18 protein-coding genes are annotated in these 17,072 nt (G+C 53.6%); 8 read left to right on the top strand and 10 right to left on the bottom strand.

What is annotated here, in order from left to right:
- Nucleotides 1–4: 4 nt before the first annotated feature.
- From EXR70_11990 to hemL, 3 genes are read right to left on the bottom strand one after another with little or no spacing between them, the layout of a single operon-like run.
- Entirely contained in the window at nucleotides 5–382 is a 378-nt protein-coding gene (locus EXR70_11990) for a hypothetical protein (GenBank protein MSP39202.1), read from the bottom strand.
- Entirely contained in the window at nucleotides 345–641 is a 297-nt protein-coding gene (locus EXR70_11985; protein ID MSP39201.1) for an AtpZ/AtpI family protein, read from the bottom strand. The genes EXR70_11990 and EXR70_11985 overlap by 38 nt, the downstream gene beginning before the upstream one ends.
- 25 nt (nucleotides 642–666) lie before the next feature.
- Nucleotides 667–1,953, bottom strand: coding sequence for a glutamate-1-semialdehyde-2,1-aminomutase (hemL, locus tag EXR70_11980; GenBank protein ID MSP39200.1), 1,287 nt, complete (start codon nucleotides 1,951–1,953; stop codon nucleotides 667–669).
- Between the two features lie 387 nt (nucleotides 1,954–2,340).
- Here hemL and dnaA point away from each other — a divergent pair, with 387 nt between their 5' ends.
- Both dnaA and dnaN read left to right on the top strand, forming a co-directional pair.
- On the top strand, nucleotides 2,341–3,693 hold the full coding sequence (dnaA, locus tag EXR70_11975) for a chromosomal replication initiator protein DnaA (GenBank protein MSP39199.1): 1,353 nt from the start codon (nucleotides 2,341–2,343) through the stop codon (nucleotides 3,691–3,693).
- Between the two features lie 219 nt (nucleotides 3,694–3,912).
- Nucleotides 3,913–5,019, top strand: a complete 1,107-nt coding sequence (gene dnaN / locus EXR70_11970; GenBank protein MSP39198.1) for a DNA polymerase III subunit beta — start codon at nucleotides 3,913–3,915, stop codon at nucleotides 5,017–5,019.
- Between the two features lie 19 nt (nucleotides 5,020–5,038).
- On the opposite strand, the gene EXR70_11965 is transcribed toward dnaN, so the two are convergent.
- The 4 genes from EXR70_11965 to EXR70_11950 all read right to left on the bottom strand — a co-directional run bounded on the left by EXR70_11965 (nucleotide 5,039) and on the right by EXR70_11950 (nucleotide 8,203).
- Nucleotides 5,039–5,902 carry an oxaloacetate decarboxylase gene (locus EXR70_11965; GenBank protein ID MSP39197.1) on the bottom strand — a complete coding sequence of 288 codons (864 nt, stop codon included), beginning with the start codon at nucleotides 5,900–5,902 and terminating at the stop codon, nucleotides 5,039–5,041.
- Between the two features lie 58 nt (nucleotides 5,903–5,960).
- Entirely contained in the window at nucleotides 5,961–6,326 is a 366-nt protein-coding gene (locus tag EXR70_11960) for a hypothetical protein (GenBank protein ID MSP39196.1), read from the bottom strand.
- Between the two features lie 93 nt (nucleotides 6,327–6,419).
- The gene (locus EXR70_11955) at nucleotides 6,420–7,271 is read right to left on the bottom strand and encodes an SDR family NAD(P)-dependent oxidoreductase (protein ID MSP39195.1); all 852 of its coding nucleotides are present in this window, start codon (nucleotides 7,269–7,271) and stop codon (nucleotides 6,420–6,422) included.
- Complete coding sequence (locus EXR70_11950; protein ID MSP39194.1) at nucleotides 7,139–8,203, bottom strand: ABC transporter substrate-binding protein; 1,065 nt, start codon at nucleotides 8,201–8,203, stop codon at nucleotides 7,139–7,141. Before EXR70_11950 ends, EXR70_11955 begins: the two co-directional genes overlap by 133 nt.
- Between EXR70_11950 and EXR70_11945 the strand changes: the two genes are divergently transcribed.
- Complete coding sequence (locus EXR70_11945) at nucleotides 8,202–9,185, top strand: ABC transporter substrate-binding protein (protein ID MSP39193.1); 984 nt, start codon at nucleotides 8,202–8,204, stop codon at nucleotides 9,183–9,185. The two genes, EXR70_11950 and EXR70_11945, sit on opposite strands and share 2 nt — an antisense overlap.
- A gap of 28 nt (nucleotides 9,186–9,213) precedes the next feature.
- On the opposite strand, the gene EXR70_11940 is transcribed toward EXR70_11945, so the two are convergent.
- The 3 genes from EXR70_11940 to EXR70_11930 form a co-directional block, all read right to left on the bottom strand.
- Nucleotides 9,214–9,921, bottom strand: coding sequence for a class II aldolase/adducin family protein (locus EXR70_11940; protein ID MSP39192.1), 708 nt, complete (start codon nucleotides 9,919–9,921; stop codon nucleotides 9,214–9,216).
- A 23-nt stretch (nucleotides 9,922–9,944) separates the two neighbouring features.
- Nucleotides 9,945–11,486, bottom strand: coding sequence for a benzoate-CoA ligase family protein (locus EXR70_11935; protein ID MSP39191.1), 1,542 nt, complete (start codon nucleotides 11,484–11,486; stop codon nucleotides 9,945–9,947).
- Between the two features lie 77 nt (nucleotides 11,487–11,563).
- Nucleotides 11,564–13,036, bottom strand: coding sequence for an aldehyde dehydrogenase (locus tag EXR70_11930; GenBank protein ID MSP39190.1), 1,473 nt, complete (start codon nucleotides 13,034–13,036; stop codon nucleotides 11,564–11,566).
- Between the two features lie 168 nt (nucleotides 13,037–13,204).
- Here EXR70_11930 and EXR70_11925 point away from each other — a divergent pair, with 168 nt between their 5' ends.
- The 5 genes from EXR70_11925 (at nucleotide 13,205) to EXR70_11905 (ending at nucleotide 16,825) form a co-directional block, all read left to right on the top strand.
- Complete coding sequence (locus tag EXR70_11925) at nucleotides 13,205–13,528, top strand: hypothetical protein (GenBank protein MSP39189.1); 324 nt, start codon at nucleotides 13,205–13,207, stop codon at nucleotides 13,526–13,528.
- On the top strand, nucleotides 13,525–14,442 hold the full coding sequence (locus tag EXR70_11920) for an isocitrate lyase/PEP mutase family protein (GenBank protein MSP39188.1): 918 nt from the start codon (nucleotides 13,525–13,527) through the stop codon (nucleotides 14,440–14,442). Before EXR70_11925 ends, EXR70_11920 begins: the two co-directional genes overlap by 4 nt.
- 5 nt (nucleotides 14,443–14,447) lie before the next feature.
- Nucleotides 14,448–15,659 (top strand): hypothetical protein, encoded by a 1,212-nt coding sequence (locus EXR70_11915; GenBank protein MSP39187.1) that lies wholly within the window; start codon nucleotides 14,448–14,450, stop codon nucleotides 15,657–15,659.
- A gap of 178 nt (nucleotides 15,660–15,837) precedes the next feature.
- Nucleotides 15,838–16,452, top strand: a complete 615-nt coding sequence (locus tag EXR70_11910; GenBank protein MSP39186.1) for a hypothetical protein — start codon at nucleotides 15,838–15,840, stop codon at nucleotides 16,450–16,452.
- Nucleotides 16,283–16,825 (top strand): hypothetical protein, encoded by a 543-nt coding sequence (locus EXR70_11905; GenBank protein ID MSP39185.1) that lies wholly within the window; start codon nucleotides 16,283–16,285, stop codon nucleotides 16,823–16,825. Before EXR70_11910 ends, EXR70_11905 begins: the two co-directional genes overlap by 170 nt.
- Nucleotides 16,826–17,072: the final 247 nt, after the last annotated feature.

The following is a 17,072-nucleotide window of genomic DNA, read 5'->3' as shown; positions in this document are numbered from 1 at the left end:
AATCTTATGTCCCTAACGCAATCGTTTTACGCAATGTTTCGATGACGATGGCGACGATCAAAGTTGAAAATCCTAAAGCAAATGAAAGCGCGTCTATATCAAAGCGAAAAAACAGTGCGGTTAGAAGCCCGAGAAAAATAATAATCTTTAGAACTAGTAGCCCGACTCCCACTCTAACTCGGCCTTTACCGGCCAACGGCGTCAGCACCATGGCGACGCCGAAACTGAGCAGGAGAAAGTTGATGCCCATGAACACGCCGCCGACGAGTAATGCTGTTGGATCGATGAACTTGCTCGCTCCGAGCGTAACCCACAGGCTTAGCAGCAAGAGCGTATGCCAAAGCTCAATGCGCAGTATCGTCTTTTTCGCTGCCGTTTCCATTGCGCTCGCGGGCAAAAAACCTGGCCCACCGCACCAATCTTACAAAGGCCCCGGCAAACGCGATTGCGGTGCACGCGATCAGCAGCCAAGGTGACGTGCCGAGGTATTGGTCGAGATAATAACCTACTACCAGACCACCGATGATCGTGCCTGGCAGTTCGAAGGCTACTCCTAAGTATAAGCCCGCTCGGCGCAGGAAGGGAGCTTGGTCGTCTTGGCGCTTATCGGGGTGTTCCCCTTCTTCCCCCACAGAGGTGATTTTTTAGCATGAAGGGGTTGGCGGTTCAATCGCGCCGGGTTTTTCTAATCCAGTCGTCGAATGCGGCGATTGTCTTATCTAAATCGCTATTTGAATGCGCCAAGGATACAAACATCGCTTCGAACGGCGCGGGCGGCAGATAAATCCCACGAGCCAACATGGCGTGAAAATAACGGGCGAACATTTCCCGGTCACAATGTCGGGCGTCGTCCGGGTTATCAACCTTACCTACGCCGAAGAAGAGCGTCAGCATGGAGCCCAAGCGATTGATCGTCGCTTTTAATTGGTACCTACTGAGAACTTTTCTGAATCCTTCTTCCAACCGTTTTCCCTTTGCGTCTAGTTGTGCATAAACTTCGGGACGAGACAGAAGTTTCAATGTAGTCATTCCAGCGGCCACCGCTAAGGGATTTCCTGACAATGTTCCTGCTTGGTACACCGGCCCCAGTGGTGCCAACTGATCCATGATCGCGCGCCGGCCGCCAAATGCTGCTAAGGGCAAGCCGCCGCCAAGGATTTTTCCTAAACAGGTCAAGTCGGGTTTAACGTTGAACAGTTTTTGCGCGCCGCCGAGCCCGACGCGGAAACCGGTGATGACTTCATCGAAGATCAGTAGCGTTCCATACTGTTGGGTGATTTTTCTGAGCGCCGCGAGAAACCCTGGCTGCGGTAAGATCACACCCATGTTGCCACAGATCGGTTCGACGATCAGCGCAGCGATGGACTTGCCGTGACGATCGAATAATTTTTGCAACGATTGAATATCATTATACTTCGCCGTTAAAGTCTCGCGAGCGAATGACCGCGGCACACCAGGACTATCCGGCAAACCCAAAGTCGCCACGCCGGAGCCGGCTTTTACCAACAAGCCATCCGAGTGACCGTGGTAACAGCCGTCGAATTTCACCAGCTTGGTGCGCTGAGTAAAAGCGCGCGCGAGCCGGATCGCGCTCATGGTCGCTTCGGTTCCGGAACTCACCAGCCGCAATTTCTGAATCGACGGCATCAAGCTGGTGACCAACTCGGCCAATTCGACTTCGCCATAGGTCGGCGCGCCGAAAGTCGTGCCGCGCGCCGCGGTTTGTTTGAGGATTTGGACAATTTTCGGATGCGCGTGGCCGAGAATCAACGGTCCCCAGGATCCGACCAAGTCAATGTAACGATTACCATCGCAATCATAGATAGCGCTTCCCTTGCCGCGGGAAATCATGCGCGGCGTGCCGCCCACCGACTTCCAAGCGCGCACCGGACTGTTCACGCCGCCAGGAATTCTACGTAAAGCAAGGGAAAATTTTTTTTCTGAGTTTGTCATAAGCTGCGCGTCAACAGTGCTAACATCGCGATCTTGCACCGTCAATAAATTATCGTGATAAAATTATTTTTTCTTAGAGTTTTTTTCTTGCAATAGAATTTGAAAAGGACTATTACAAATCCTTCCGAAACACAGTGAAAATAATTTCTACGTTTATTTTTTTTGACGGTGAATTTTTTTTCTTTCTTATGGTTTGCAACGGGTCACAACCACGCCAACCGCGAACGAAGAGAAAACTCACCAGCTTTCGACTGATTGATGCGGCTTCCGTTTTTCATAATACACGCGTCTTTTGACCCGCACAAAGTTATCAACAGCTGTTGATAACTTTGTGCGTAACTATTTTTCGGGGTTTTTACATAAATTCAGTCTCTTAACGATAAAACTATGGAAGAACTTTGGGCTGATGCCCTGGCCGAAATAAAAGAGCGGATTGGTAAACAAAACTTCGATACCTGGTTCAAGCCAGTTCGTTTCGCGGCAAAAAATAAAAATGAAATCGTTTTGGCGGTGCCGAATAAATTTTTTCGCGATTGGTTGACCGAACATTATTTACGGCAAATCGAAACGGCTCTAACTTCGATCAGCAAACATGACGTAACGGTGACATTCGAAATCAATGCCAAGTTAGAGCAACCCGCATCTGCGGCGAGACAAGAAAAAAAGCTGCAAAAGGAACCAACACCATCGGCACAGCCAGCCCTCAATAAAAATAATCTCGTCCAGAAGTATACCTTCAATAACTTCGTTATAGGTGCGAGTAATCAATTCGCTCATGCGGCTTGTATGGCGGTGGCCAATCAGCCTGGCGAACATTACAACCCGCTGTTTATCTACGGCGGTGTCGGTCTCGGCAAGACGCACTTGATCAACGCCATCGGTCACCGCGCGGTGGCGCAAAAGCCAGGCTTAAAAATTGCCTACCTCAGTTCTGAATCCTTCATGAACGAGCTGATCGCATCGCTTCGGCGCGATAAGATGGACGAATTCAAAAAGAAATTTCGCAACGTCGACATTCTCATCGTCGACGATATCCAGTTCATCGCCGGCAAGGAAAGAACTCAAGAAGAGTTCTTTCACACCTTCAACTCGCTTTACGAATCGCATAAACAGATCGTCATTACCTCGGATAAATTCCCCAAAGAGATTCCCGGCCTTGAAGATCGCCTGCGTAATCGCTTCGAATGGGGTTTGATCGCCGATATTCAGCCGCCGGATATGGAAACCAGGGTGGCGATATTACAGAAAAAGGCTGAAGCCGAGCATGTGCTGCTGCCCCACGACGTGGCGATCTTCCTGGCTTCGAATATCGATTCCAACGTGCGCGAGCTGGAAGGATCTTTGACACGTCTGGAAGCTTTTTCTTCGCTGACCAAGACTTTGATCACCATCGATTTCGCTAAAGAAGTTCTAGTCCACAGTCTGAAAAGCTCCGAGCGCGAAGTCACCATCGAGAGCATTCAAAAAACCATTTGCGATTATTTCAATATCAAGATTGGCGATCTCAAAGCCAAACGGCGTACCCAAAACATCGCTCTGCCGCGCCAGATGGCCATGTACTTGTGCCGCAAGCACACCGAAACTTCATTCCCAACGATCGGCGATAAATTTGGCGGCCGCGACCACTCCACCGTGATTCACGCGTCAAAAACCATTGAGCGAAAAATCAAAGAAGATCCCCACATGCTCAACACCATTGAGAAGCTCGAAATAAATCTTAACATCCGTAAAAATATGTGAACAACCTGTGATTAACTGGCAGGTGAACTGTTAACTTGTATGGACTAAACGCGTTCACGCTTAGGTTAAAGTGAAAAGAACAGATTTCGACCTTACCGAAGTCACAAGGTAGCTTGCCGATTTGATTCAGTAAAAGCGTTTCTGTGCTTTATCCACAACCCCTACTATTACTACTAATTATTATATATATATTAAAAAATAGAAGTTAGGGGAGGCAGTATGGAAATTAAAGCCAAGCGCGGAGATCTCCTCGCAACGCTTTATTGGACACAGAGCATTGTCGAACGGCGTAATACGATGCCGATCCTTGCTAACGTCCTGATTGAAGCGCAAAAAAAAGAAATTCGCATTACCGCTACCGACCTTGAGATCGGCGTTCGTGGGGCGGTCGAAGGCGATGTCGTCAAAGAAGGAACGGTCACGGTCAGCGCGAAAAAACTTTACGAAATTATTCGTGAAGTGCGTAATGACCAAGTGCAATTGAAGCGTTTAGATAACGATTGGGTGGAAATCCGCAGCGGTAAATCGGTTTTTAAAATCGTCGGCATGGATGCCAAGGAATTTCCCCAGTTTCCCAAATTCGATAGTCAGGGTTTATCGACCACGCCGGCTTCGACCATGCGGCAAATGATCGAGCGAACGATCTTTTCGGTTTCCAGTGATGAAACCCGTTATGGCTTGACCGGTGTGTTTATCGAACAGGGTGATAACGGCAACGTGAAAATGGTCGCCACCGACGGCCATCGCTTAGCCTTCGAAGAAAAAACTCTCGGTTCTCTCGGTTTGACCAAAGGTGTGATCCTGCCGCGCAAAGGATTGGCCGAACTCAAAAAGCTGCTGGAGAGCAGCGATGACGGTGTGGTTTCCTTGGGATTCAAAGAAAACATGGGGTTAGTCATCAAGGACAAGGTCGAGCTGTTTATGCGCTTGATCGATAGCGAATTTCCCGACTACACGAAAGTGATTCCCCAGGGTAATCCAAACATCGCTAAGCTCGATCATGACGAGTTGCTGCAAGCTTTGCGCCGGGTGTCGATTCTTTCCAGCGAGCGTTATAAGGGCGTGCGCATGGAGTTCACCAACGGTAAAGTCGCAATCTCGGCGAACAATCCTGACTTAGGCGAGGCGGTGGAAGATATTGAAGCGGATTACAAAGGTAAAACTATTTCCATCGGCTTCAATGCACGCTACCTGATGGATGTTTTGGGCGTGCTGACCGGCGACGGTGAGATCGATATTGAACTTAAGGACGAACTTAGCCCAAGTGTGATCCGCAAGAGCGGTGTCGATGGCTATCTGTACGTGTTAATGCCGATGCGGCTATAACGTTTTCACTTTTACATAACTAGCTTTTATATTTTGCGTCGAGAGCGTATTTTTCGTTGAGGCCGACGATACCATTGAACTCATCGAATGGCATAAGCTTATCCAAAATAGCCAGAGTCGAGCCATCCCGTCTAAGCGTCGTATAAACATCGGTCAACGATTTGGCGACCGAATAGAGCGGCGCCAGGGGCCAAACAACCAAATCAAAGCCTAATTCTTTTAGTTCTTTGGGTTCCATCAGCGGTGTGACGCCGCGCTCCAGCATGTTGGCAACCAGCGGACCGGCCACTTGGCGGGAAATCTCTTTCATTTCCTCTTTGGATTCAGGCGCCTCGATGAAAACCGCGTCGGCGCCGGCATCTTTGAATGCCTTACCGCGCTTGATCGCTTCATCAAGACCCAGAGCTTGGCGCGAGTCGGTTCGGGCGACGATGAAAAAATCATTATCGCCTTTGGCTTCCACCGCGGCTTTAAGCTTTTTTACCTGCTCGTCAAGTGGGATAACCTGTTTCCCCTTCATATGGCCGCAGCGCTTGGGCCAGACTTGATCTTCGAGAAACATTCCGCCAGCGCCGGCACGGATCAAATCCTGCACCGTGCGCATGACGTTAATGGCATTGCCATAGCCCGTGTCGGCATCGACGATCACCGGTGTGTCGATCACCGAGCAGATTCGCTGGGCCGCGCTGACGACTTCGGTTTGGGTTAATAAACCGAAATCGGGCTCGCCCAAAAGCGTCGCCGAAAGACTGTAGCCGGTGATGAAAACAACTTCGAAACCGGCGCGGGCGGCGATTTTGGCGCTTAGGGCATCGTAGACGCCGGGCATGATCAGCTGTCCATGCTGAGCCAAGGCGTGGCGAATCAGTTGCGCTTTTCCCATGACGCCTCTGCGGTCACTGATTGGAATTAATTATTATTATGATGTCGGCGATGAAAAATTATCGGCGCGGTCCACCGCGGCCGAAGCCGCCACGCTGCGCCATCGGTTCGAGTTTCGGCGCCGCTTTCAGCATTCTCGCAGTTTGCCGGCCCATGATGTCATGACCGTAACGAGTCTCGTCCAAGTGCTCGCTGCGGGCTTTGATTTTTTGTCTGACCTGATGGCGCCGGATCATGTCTTTCTTCGCGGCTTTGAGATCTTCCAGGTCGAGCATCACATCGCCTTCGTGATTGCGCAGTTTGAGACGGACGATGAACTTGGTGCCTTCACCTTCTTTAGCGGAAAAATCGATCTTTTTGTCGACGCTGCGAATGATATCCCGCAGTAGGTTTTCTTCTTCTTGAAATACGCCCTTGCCGAACATAGCCCCTCCTTACCTGAAGCCATTTTTTGAATGGCTCCGGTGCATACAATAGGTGTCGGGAATCTACGACAATAACGCTGTAAGATCAATCCGCTAGAAATTCTCGACAGCGGGGCGCAGATCGATTTCTTGAGTCCAAGCGTTAACCGGTTGTTTGAGGCACGCGATGATCGAATCGGCGATGGCGCCTGGGGGAATAACCGTATCGAGGGCGCGTTTAGGCTCTCTGGTCCGAAGCTTCGGCGTGTCGATCTGGCCATCGACGATGACGTGGACGACGTGGATACCTTTTGGGTGGAATTCCCGCGCCAAGGATTGGCCGAGCATGCGCAGCCCCGACTTGCCGATGGCCAAGGGCGCGAAGCCGGCCCGGCCGCGCAGCGATGCCGTGGCGCCGGTCAAGGCGATGAAGCCATGGCCAATTTTAAGCATGTCGGGAATCGTCGCTTGGGCCAGATAGACCGCGCCCATGACGTTGGCTTCGAAGGATTGGCGCACCTGCTCGGGGTCCATTTCTAGGAATGACGCCCGGCCATAACCGCTGGCGTTGTGGGCAAAGGCGCTGATCGGTCCGAACTTTTCGCGAATTTTTGCCACGGCATCGTTGACGCTCTGGCGATCGGTTACATCGGTGGCGACGAACAGCGCTTTGCCGCGGCTGTTGTGAATATCATTGGCCACCGGCTCGCTCGATTGGGCATGGCGCGATAATAAGCCAACGGCATAGCCTTCACGCGCGAAGGCGCGCGCCAATGACGCTCCTGTGCCAGGCCCGACGCCGGCAACGATTGCGACGTTGTTTACAGCCATGATTAAGAGTGCGCCTCCGTATTGATAAACAGTTCGTCGAGGGCCATTTTTCTGCCCAGAAGCCCTTGCTCTTGTGAATACAGCATCAAGGTTTCCAGCGCCTTGCGATTGACCTCGCCTAGGCCGTAAACCCATGGATCGGTGCCGAGCACCTCTTCCTGTTCTTCCAAGAACGAGCGAAACCAGGCGAGCGGCACGATGCGGGGATTTTCCATGCGCTTATACGCGGCTTTCTTCGACGCTTCCAAAGCTTGGTAGAGATTGATCGGCACCCAGGGATACTTGTCGACGATCTCTTGCTTGATCGCGGTGGTGTGCATGATCGGAAAAATTCCCGTGCGTTTAAAGTAATCCATTTCCAGTTGCCGATAGTTTGGAAACAGCCGGGTAACGCGCTGGTCTTTGTCGAGAACGGGCTGGATCAGTTCTGGATGAATCAGCGCGTCGATTTCACCTTCGACCAACATTTTCTCGATACTTTTTCCGGCTGGAATGCGGTGAATTTCTAAATCCGCTGGCGGCGTCCAGTCGACCTCTTCGTCGTCTTGTTTGAGCCAGTTGATACTTTTGTGGGGCACGCCATGTTCATGTTCGAGAATGCCGCGAATCCATAAATTCGCCGTCGCTTGGAAATTGCGCAGGCCGACTTTGCGGCCGATCAGATCGCTCGGCTTGGTAATGGCCTTGTTGGCGTTCAAAAAAATAAAACCGTGGCGAAACCGGCGGTGGAGGAAAACTGGAATGGCGGTGAACGGCAAACCGATGTATTTGGCCATTAAATAATTCGACATCGATAGCTCAGCGCAATCGAACTCGCGATTTCTCAGCATGCGCCAGTGGCGCACATCCGAATTCATATCGGTGATCACGGTGAGCTCGATGCCGTCGGCTTTCACCGTGCCTTCTTTGAGCGCGCGGATGCTTTCGTAGTCGCCAACGGCGAGCGTGAGATGAACTTTTTTGCTCATGGCGCCGTTTCTAACACGGTTTTTGTAGCTTGCCAAACGGGTTGAATTAGCACCGCGAATTGTTACCTTTGAGCCAGTCTTAACGCCAAGGAGAAACATGAAAAGCCTAACTGGAAAAATCGCCGCGACCGTATTTATCCTGCTGCTGTCGGCTCAGGCCTGGGCGCAAACCCAGGTGCGGATCAACTGGACGGCGGTCACCGGCGCCCAAAGCGGCATGTTCATGGCCCAGCAAGAAGGGTTGTTTAGAAAGAACGGCTTGGATGTCGAGTTGCTGCACATCGCGTCGAGCTCTCGCGGCATCCAAGCGATTCTCGCCGGCGAGATCGGTTTTTCCTACATGGACGGCGCCAATCAAGTGCAGGCGAATTTGAAAGGCGCCAACATCGCTTTTGTCGTCGGCGCCACCAACCGGCAGGTTTTTTCTTTGATGGCTAAACCGGAAATCAAACGGATCGCCGATTTGCGCGGTAAAAAAATCGGTATCACCCGGGTCGGTTCTTCGACCCACACTTCGGCGCTGTTCGCGCTCAACTCGGGCGGGTTGAAGCAGAGCGATTATCAAATCCTGCCGTTGTTGGAAGTGCCGAATATTTTAACCGCATTGATGACCGGCCAGGTCGATGCCGGCGTGGTTTCGCCGCCGACCAACAGCCGAGCGCGCAAGGCGGGATTGAACGAACTGATGAACCTCGCCAAAGACGGACCGGAGTTCGTCTCGGTGGCGGTGGGCGCCAGCCGCAGTTATATCAAAGCCAATGAAGAAACCGTCCGCCGTGTGGTCCGCTCGTACGCCGAGGGCGTGCAAATTTTTCGCAACAACAAAGCCGCGGCGCTGAAAATGATTCAGAAATATTTGCGTGTCAAAGAGATTGAAATCGCCGAGGATACTTACAACCAGTTCCGCGATAACCTGGAATACCCGCCCTACATCACACGCAAAGGCATGGAAAACGTTCTTGCCGATGTTTCAGTGGGCGATCCGGCAGCCAAGAACGCCAAACCCGACGATTTCACGGACATGCGCTTCGTCGCCGAGCTGGACAAGCAGGGATTCTTCAAAGGAACGGCAACCAGGTAGACCCGCAACGCCGACCGACCAGTCGCCCCTACAACTTGCGCAGCTTCTTGGCCCGGCGCACGAAATAGTCCCACATGGAATCCAAGCGGTGCGGCGTGTAGATCTGCTCGTACTTGACCGCGGCTTCGGCATCGCTGGTCCAAGAAGGATCGCCCGACGCGGTGGCCATGAGCTGAATGCGCGCGGCTTTTTCTAAGAAAATTGCATACAGTGTCGCCACTTCGATGGTCGGCCCGACGACTGTTGAGCCGTGATTTTTCATCAGCACGCCGCGGTAGTTGCCGAGGCTTTTCGCAACTTCGACACCGAGTTCCGGCGTGCGAATTAACGCTGTGGTGTAATCGAAGGTGGGCAGACCCTCGTAGAAAATATTTCCTTCATGGCTGATCGGGCGAAGCTTTTGGCCTAAGGCGCCGAAGGCGGTGGCGTAGGGTGGATGCGAATGGACGACGCAGTTGACATCCTTGCGTGCCTTCATGATTTCCGTGTGGATAAAAACTTCTGAGTGGCGCTCGAACTTGCCGTCGGTTTTTTTGCCGGATTCAATATCGACCACGATAATATGCTGCGGCCGGATTTCTTCGAAGCCGAAGCTGTGCGGCTTCATGAGAATCTTATTCTGCCCAGGGATTCTAACCGACACATGGCCTAGGATGTTGTCCCAGTGGCCTTCGTTCGCGAGGATGTTGCAGGAATAAGCGAGCTGCTCTTTGAGCTCTTTGATGTTGGTGGCCATAAAATCTCCTTGGCGAATTCGAATTATTGTTTAGTGCGCAGACGGAAGCGTTGAATTTTTCCGGTCACGGTTTTCGGCAGGTCGTCGACGAACTCGACCCAGCGCGGATATTTATACGGTTGGAGTTTGCTCTTGACGTGATTCTGTAATTCGACTTTGAGCGCGTCGCTGGCTTTATATTCGCTCTTGAGCAGGATGAAAGCTTTCGGCTTGAGCAAACCGTCGGCGTCTTCGTCCGCCACCACGCCGGATTCGAGCACCGCCGGGTGTTCCATCAAAGTGTTTTCGATCTCGATGGGCGAAACCCACAGACCGCCGACCTTCATCATGTCGTCGGAGCGGCCGCAGTACCAGTAATAACCGTCGGCGTCGCGGTAATAAGTATCGCCGGTCTTCAACCACTCGCCCTGCATCATGCGCTTGGTCTGTTCGTGCTTGTTCCAATAAAACGGCGCGGTGGCGTCGCCTTTGACCATTAAATTGCCGACTTCACCAATGGGCACGTCGTGGCCGTTGTCGTCGACGATGCGCGCTTCAAACGCCGGCGTCACTTCGCCGCTGCTGCCGGCTTTCGCCCGACCAGGTCGATTGGCCAAGAAATCATGGGTCGCTTCGGTGGAGCCGACGACGTCGAGTAGTTCCAAACCGGTGCGCTCTTTCCATTGATGAAACAGCGCCGGTGGCAAAGGTTCGCCCGACGAAAGACAAGTGCGCAGCGATCTCATGTCGTACTTCTTATCGATGCGCAGGAAACGCGCGAACAGCGTCGGCACCGAGAAAAAGAATGTCGGTTTGTACTTGTCTATTACTTGGAGAATTTTTTCCGGCTCCGGCTTCTCCGGCCAAAGCACGGTGGAGGCGCCGAAACGGAAAGGAAAGTAGAGAGAGTTGCCCAAGCCGTAGGAGAAAAACATTTTCGACGCCGAGAAGCACAGATCGTTTTCTTTCATCTGCAGCACCGGTTCGACGAACAGATCGCTGATCGTGATCATGTCGTGCTGCAAATGGACGGCGCCCTTAGGGCTGCCGGTGCTGCCCGAGGTATAGCCCCAAAAGCAGACATCGTCTTTCAAGGTTTTTGCCGCTTCGAGTTTGTCCGATGCTTTGGCGATTAAATTCTCGTAGGAGAGCGCTTTACCCTTCGGCTTGCCGACGACGATGACATGTTTCAAGAAAGGCGTGTTGTCCCAGATCTTTTCGATCTCGGGCAGCGTCGACTCGTGCACGACAATGGCCCGGGCGCGGCTGTCGTTGATCAGATATTCGTAATCCTTGGCGAACATCCAAGGATTGGTCGGCACGGCGACGGCGCCGATCTTGATCGCACCGAAGAAGGAATAAGCGAATTCGGGTGAATCCGGCAGAATGACGAGAACGCGCTGCTCGATCTCGATGCCGAGATCTTTCAGCGCGTTGCCGGTACGATTGACGTTTTCGAAAACTTCTTGGTAGGTGATCTTTTGATCTTGATAGTAGATCGCAACCTTGCCGCCACGACCTTGCGCGATGTTTTCATCGACGAAGGTCGTGGCGGCGTTGTAGATGTCTGGCAGGTCTACATTCATGGTCACAATTCCAGATGCCAAATTCAATATTCCAAATTTGGAATCTGGAATATGTAATCTGGAATCCGCTTCGCGGCTTACTCGCCGCCGATGATCTCGCCGCCGACATCGGTGGCGATCACCACCGATTTGGAATCGGTGTAGTAATCGATCGCCTCGTCACCATGCTCTTTGCCCAGGCCGCTCTGCTTGACGCCGCCGAAGGGCAGTTCGTCATAGATGATCTGCGCCGAGTTGACCCAGGTGTAACCGGCTTCGATATTTTCCGCGCCGTACATGGCGCGGTTGATATCGCGGGTCCAGATCGACGAGCCAAGGCCGAAGATCGAGCCGTTGGCATGTTCGATCGCTTGGTCCAAAGTCTTCACCCGCACGATTGGCAGCGCCGGACCGAAGACTTCCTCTTGGATCATGCGTGAGGCTGGGTCGACATCGGCGACGATGGTCGGTTGCAGGTAAAAACCTTTGTCGTAATCTTCGCCGGCGGGCCGCTTGCCGCCGAAGACCAACTTGCCGCCGCGTTTGACCGAGTCTTCGACCTGATCTTCGACTTCTTGTCGCTGTTCTTTTGTATGCAGCGGGCCCATCAGGACGCCAGCCTTGAGACCGTTGCCGATGCTGATTTTTTTCGCTTTCTCGACCAGCTTGGCGATGAAATCATCGGCGATGCTGTCGAATAGGTAAAGCCGCTTCACCGCCAGGCAGGCTTGGCCGCAATTGAAAAAGCGGCCAACGGAGGCGGCGCTGACGGCGCGATCGATATCGGCGTCGTCGCAGACGATCATCGGATCGCTGCCGCCCAGTTCCAAAGTTACATGCTTGAAGTCGGCTGAGGCTGCCTGCATGACCCGGCGGCCGGTGTCGGTAGCGCCGGTGAAACCGATTTTTCTAACGATCGGATTGACCAGCAACTCTTCGCCGACCACGCTGCCGGGGCCGGTGACGCAATTCAAAACGCCCTTGGGGCCGCCGGCGTCTTGGATCGCCTTGTCGATGATCTCGCAGGTGGCCAAATCGGTGAGCGGCGTGGTACCGGCTGGTTTGACGACGACGCAGTTACCGGAGAGCAACGCTGGTCCTAATTTATTGCCCATTAACGAAACCGGGAAATTCCACGGTACAATCGAACCGCAAACGCCTAACGGTTTGCGCATCACCAAACCATGGCGGCCGGTGTCGAGCATGACCGCGCTGGTGCGCATGGTTTTCGCCATGCCGCCGTAATGATCGAGGGTATGCACGAAGCGGCGGATTTCCAGAATCGACTCGCGCATCGGTTTACCTTGTTCTTTGGTCAACAAGGTGGCGAGCTCTTTTTCTCGTTGGAGAATCGTATGGCCCGCGGCGAGTAGAATCGCACCGCGCTTGGACGGCGCCATGGTCGACCATTTCTTCAGCGCGCCCTTGGCGGCATCGATAGCCCGCCGAATATCTTTGATGGTTCCTTTGGGAACGTTGTCGACGACCTCTCCAGTCGCCGGATTTTTAATTATTGTTGTTTCGCCGCTCTCCGAGTCGACCAACTCGCCGGCTATCAGCATTCTTGCCATACGAATCCTCCTGAGTCTTCGATTAGAACTTAGAGAAAAATCATGTTCATAGGTGGAAGTCAACAATTCGCGCGGTTGGTGTTGTAGCAAAGTGATTATGTCAGGGGTTAACGGCAATGCCGTTAACCCCTGACATAATCACTTTGCTACAACACGGGTCACGGCTGGCTGCCGTCGTGGGTGAGTCGGCTGGAAGAACACACTAAGCTCTGCCCGGAAGCTCTGCCGCGTTTGGAACAAACCATTCGTGACTACGTCACCGGTGGGCGCTACTTTCAGAGCATCGAAGTCTCCGAAGGCGAAGCGATCACCCAAAGTGTCATCGATCTGCTCGGCCCCGACATCCTCATGTTCGGCTCGGACTATCCGCACGGCGAAAGTTGGTTTCCAGTCACCGTCGAAACCGTGCTGGGCTGGAAGCTCAAGGAAGAAGATAAGAAAAAACTGTTTTGGGATAACGCGGTAAAATATTATCGGCGGTATGCGCCATGAAACCGACAACTAAATTGCGCCAATTACTGTGCCGCAAGCATAAAGTTCTCGCCGTGCTCGGCGCGCCCAACGCGTTTCACGGGAAAATCATGGAGGCTAATGGCGTTGAAGCCTGCTTCGTCGGCACCAGCATCACCGGCGGCAACTACACCGGCCAACCCGATCTCGGGATTCTCTCGATGACCGAATGCGTGGAATTCGCCAAGTGGATCGCCAAGAGCGTCAAGATGCCGGTGATCCTCGACGGCGACACCGGGCATGGCGGCATCATGGCGGTGCGCCGGCTGGTGAGAGAATGCATCGAAGCCGGCCTCGCTGGGCTTCGTCTCGACGACCAACCGCTCGATCAGAAACGGCGCACTGGTTCGGCGGGCATTTCCGTCATCTCCCGCGAAGAGGCGGTGACACGCTATCGCGTCGCGGTGGACGCCAAGAATGAAATCGATCGGGACTTCGTGATCATGGCGCAGTGTTACGCGCGCAACGCGGTCAATGGCGGCATGGCCGAGCTGCTCAAGCGTTTGCGATTGTACGAAAGTGACGGCGGCGCGGACTGGGTGCAGTTCGAATCGCCGCATTCGGTGGCCGAGATCAAGCGCGCGCGCAAAGTCGTCAAAGGCCCGTTCTCGGCGATGAAAGGGCAATTGCCGCGCGCGTTGACATTTGCCGAACATAAAGCGCTCGGCCTCAACGCGGCGTGGTACACGTTTTTACCCGATCAAGTTTTGAAAGTTGCCGCCTGGTCGTTCTTTCAAGAATTCAAAAAGAAAGACATGCGTGCTTGGGATGAGTTTGTGCTGGCGCATCCTGACACACCTTTTACGGGCGGGGCGAAACTGCCGTGGGATGCGACGGGCATGACCGAGTTGAGTAAGTTCGAAGCGAAGTATGCGCCCAAGCGCAAGCGGAGATAGTTCGAATGTTCAAGATCATTTTTAGTTTTATGGATCATAAATCGTTCGATTCATCTTTTCCGTTCCCTCGCCCGCTTGCGGGAGAGGGCGAGGGTGAGGGTCCGTGCGTCACGCGTGAAACACCACCCTCACCTCTAATCCTCTCCCTCCAAGGGAGGGCGAGGAGGTTTCGGAAAAACGCTTGCGCCGCACTCGTCCACTCCCTTCTGATGTTGACTATTTCAAGCGCACAAGCCCAAAGCGACTTCTACAAAGGCAAACAGATGAAGATCGTCGTCGGCGCTTCCGCCGGCGCGGCGAGCGATCTTTATGCGCGCGTGGTGGCGCAGCATTTGCCGAAACAAATTGCCGGCAAGCCGGAGATCCTCGTCCAAAACATGCCCGGCGGCGGTTCCATCACCGCGGCGAATTATGTCTACAGCATCGCCAAACCCGACGGGCTTACACTTGGCGCGGTGACCGCGCCGATTTATTTCGCCCAATTGCTGGGCCGCAAGGAAGTGCAATTCGACTGGGCGAAGTTTACTTGGATCGGCACGCCGGAGGAAAACGACGAGCTGTTTTTCATGCGCTCGGATCAACCGTACAAGACGCTGCTCGATCTGCGCAAAGCTAGTGAAGCGCCGCGTTGCGGTGCGTCGGGAGTCGGCAGCACCGGCTTTTATATTCCGAAACTGCTCGAAGAAGTGTTCGGCGTTAAACTCAACATGGTCACCGGCTATCCCGGCGCCGCTGACGTCGACCTCGCAGTGGAGAAAACCGAGATTCACTGCCGCGGCACGACAATCAGCGCGTTTTTCGGGCGCGAGCCGGGAAAAACTTGGGCGAGGAACGGCTTCGTTAGATTTCTCGTTCAGACCGGCAACAAGCGCAATCAACGTTTGCCCGACGTTCCGACGATCTGGGAGTTGATGGACCAGGAAAAAAACGACAAAGGCATGGAGGCAAAAAAACGTCTGGCGCGCGTCGTGCTCGGCCCCGGCGCGTTTGGCCGGCCGATTCTCGCTACGCCGGGAATTCCAACCGATCGCGTGAAGCTTTTGCGCGATGCTTATCTGAATATGTTGAAGGATGGCGAATTCGTCGCTGAAGCGAAGAAGCGTCAATGGAAAATCGCGCCGGTGAGCGGCGAGCGGCTCGAAGCGTTGGCGAAGGAAGTAATTCATCAGCCGCCGGATATCGTCGAACGGATGAAAAAAGTGATGGGTGAGTCTTAAGAAGGCAATAGGCTCAGCCTAAGGCGGATCAGCCTCAGCCAAACCCAGCCACGCAATTTAAGGCTGGTCCGTCCTTTTGCGGAAATTTGGGGCTGATCCGTCCTTTGGCGGATACGGCTGAAACAGGCTCCGCCATAGGCGGATCAGCCTCGGGCTGAAATTGTTAACGGAGAAAATCATGACTAAAAAAATCACGCGGCGAGCTTTTTGCTCGATGCTCTTGGCTCTTCCCGTTTCAGCTCAGGCGCAGCAGTCAGCGAGAATTCCCCGGATAGGAATTCTGGTCACGCCCCCCGCGTCCGTCATGTCGGCCCGGGTCGAAGCATTTCGCCGACGGCTGCGCGAGCTTGGCTATGTCGAAGGAAAAAACATTGTCATTGAGTACCGATATGCGGAAGGGAAACTCGAACGGCTGCCCGACCTTGCAGCTGAGCTGGTCCGTCTCAAAGTTGACGTCATCGTCACCGTCGGAGCTCCGACTATTTCAGCTGCTAAGAAGGCGAGCGCGACGATTCCCATCGTATTCGCTGGTTCTGGCGACCCAGTAGGAAGTGGATTTGTTTCCAGCCTGGCGCGACCAGGCGGGAATATCACCGGACTTAGCCTCATGTCGCCAGATCTAGATGGCAAGCGGTTGGAGCTGCTCAAGGAAGCATTCCCTAAGATTGCCCGGGTGGCCTACCTCTGGGGGGGGATCAGGTGGTGCGAGGGGAAACTTGCCCCTTACAGACATGGAGGCTGCGGCCAAGGCGTTGCGACTCAAACTTCTCTCCCTTCCAGTGCGAAGCCTTGACGATTTTGAGAGCGCATTCGCGCGAGCGAAAAGGGACGGCGCCCAGGCGCTCATTACGACCACAGGTCCACTTATCAATACTGCGCAACGTCAAGTGTTGGACTTCGCGGCAAAGAACCGGTTGCCGGCGATGTATCCAGACAGTGAGTTTGTTGAGGCCGGCGGCTTAATGAGCTACGGGCCGAGCCAAACGGACCAATGGCGGCGCGCCGCTGACTTTGTCGACAAGATCTTGAAAGGCACCAAGCCCGCCGAGATTCCAGTCGAGCAGCCAATGAAGTTTGAGCTCGTGATCAGTCTGATAGCCGCCAAGCAAATCGGCGTGACGGTTGAGCCAAACGTGCTGGTGCGAGCGGATAGGGTGATCAGGTAGGGGCGGACCTATGTGTCCGCCCGTTCGGAGGGCCGATACGCAGGTCGGCCCCTACACGGGTCCGACAAGCGGCCCCGCAGACGGAAAGCGGCCCCGCAGACTTAAGGAACCTCTGAACAACTGCCCTGGAAGCAGGGCAGCGGAGGATAGATCGTTTTTTTCGTAATGAGTTACAGTTTTTGCGAAGTTATATCAGATTACATTTTGCTCTCGTGGTTAATAGGGTCCTTAGTTTTGCCTCGATTTG

The organism is Deltaproteobacteria bacterium, assembly GCA_009692615.1.
GTDB lineage: Bacteria > Desulfobacterota > Binatia > UBA9968 > UBA9968 > DP-20.
The sequence above is the reverse complement of the archived record's forward strand: the minus strand, read 5'-3'. Positions and strand labels throughout refer to the sequence as shown.

What these genes read in the sequence shown, in the direction of transcription:
- EXR70_11990 (MSP39202.1), bottom strand. Translation starts at nt 382, where the DNA reads ATGGAAACGGCAGCGAAAAAGACGATACTGCGCATTGAGCTTTGGCAT.
- hemL (MSP39200.1), bottom strand. Translation starts at nt 1,953, where the DNA reads ATGACAAACTCAGAAAAAAAATTTTCCCTTGCTTTACGTAGAATTCCT.
- dnaA (MSP39199.1), top strand. Translation starts at nt 2,341, where the DNA reads ATGGAAGAACTTTGGGCTGATGCCCTGGCCGAAATAAAAGAGCGGATT.
- dnaN (MSP39198.1), top strand. Translation starts at nt 3,913, where the DNA reads ATGGAAATTAAAGCCAAGCGCGGAGATCTCCTCGCAACGCTTTATTGG.
- EXR70_11965 (MSP39197.1), bottom strand. Translation starts at nt 5,902, where the DNA reads ATGGGAAAAGCGCAACTGATTCGCCACGCCTTGGCTCAGCATGGACAG.
- EXR70_11960 (MSP39196.1), bottom strand. Translation starts at nt 6,326, where the DNA reads ATGTTCGGCAAGGGCGTATTTCAAGAAGAAGAAAACCTACTGCGGGAT.
- EXR70_11955 (MSP39195.1), bottom strand. Translation starts at nt 7,271, where the DNA reads ATGGGTTTACGGCCTAGGCGAGGTCAATCGCAAGGCGCTGGAAACCTT.
- EXR70_11945 (MSP39193.1), top strand. Translation starts at nt 8,202, where the DNA reads ATGAAAAGCCTAACTGGAAAAATCGCCGCGACCGTATTTATCCTGCTG.
- EXR70_11950 (MSP39194.1), bottom strand. Translation starts at nt 8,203, where the DNA reads ATGTTTCTCCTTGGCGTTAAGACTGGCTCAAAGGTAACAATTCGCGGT.
- EXR70_11940 (MSP39192.1), bottom strand. Translation starts at nt 9,921, where the DNA reads ATGGCCACCAACATCAAAGAGCTCAAAGAGCAGCTCGCTTATTCCTGC.
- EXR70_11935 (MSP39191.1), bottom strand. Translation starts at nt 11,486, where the DNA reads ATGAATGTAGACCTGCCAGACATCTACAACGCCGCCACGACCTTCGTC.
- EXR70_11930 (MSP39190.1), bottom strand. Translation starts at nt 13,036, where the DNA reads ATGGCAAGAATGCTGATAGCCGGCGAGTTGGTCGACTCGGAGAGCGGC.
- EXR70_11920 (MSP39188.1), top strand. Translation starts at nt 13,525, where the DNA reads ATGAAACCGACAACTAAATTGCGCCAATTACTGTGCCGCAAGCATAAA.
- EXR70_11915 (MSP39187.1), top strand. Translation starts at nt 14,448, where the DNA reads ATGTTCAAGATCATTTTTAGTTTTATGGATCATAAATCGTTCGATTCA.
- EXR70_11910 (MSP39186.1), top strand. Translation starts at nt 15,838, where the DNA reads ATGACTAAAAAAATCACGCGGCGAGCTTTTTGCTCGATGCTCTTGGCT.
- EXR70_11905 (MSP39185.1), top strand. Translation starts at nt 16,283, where the DNA reads ATGGCAAGCGGTTGGAGCTGCTCAAGGAAGCATTCCCTAAGATTGCCC.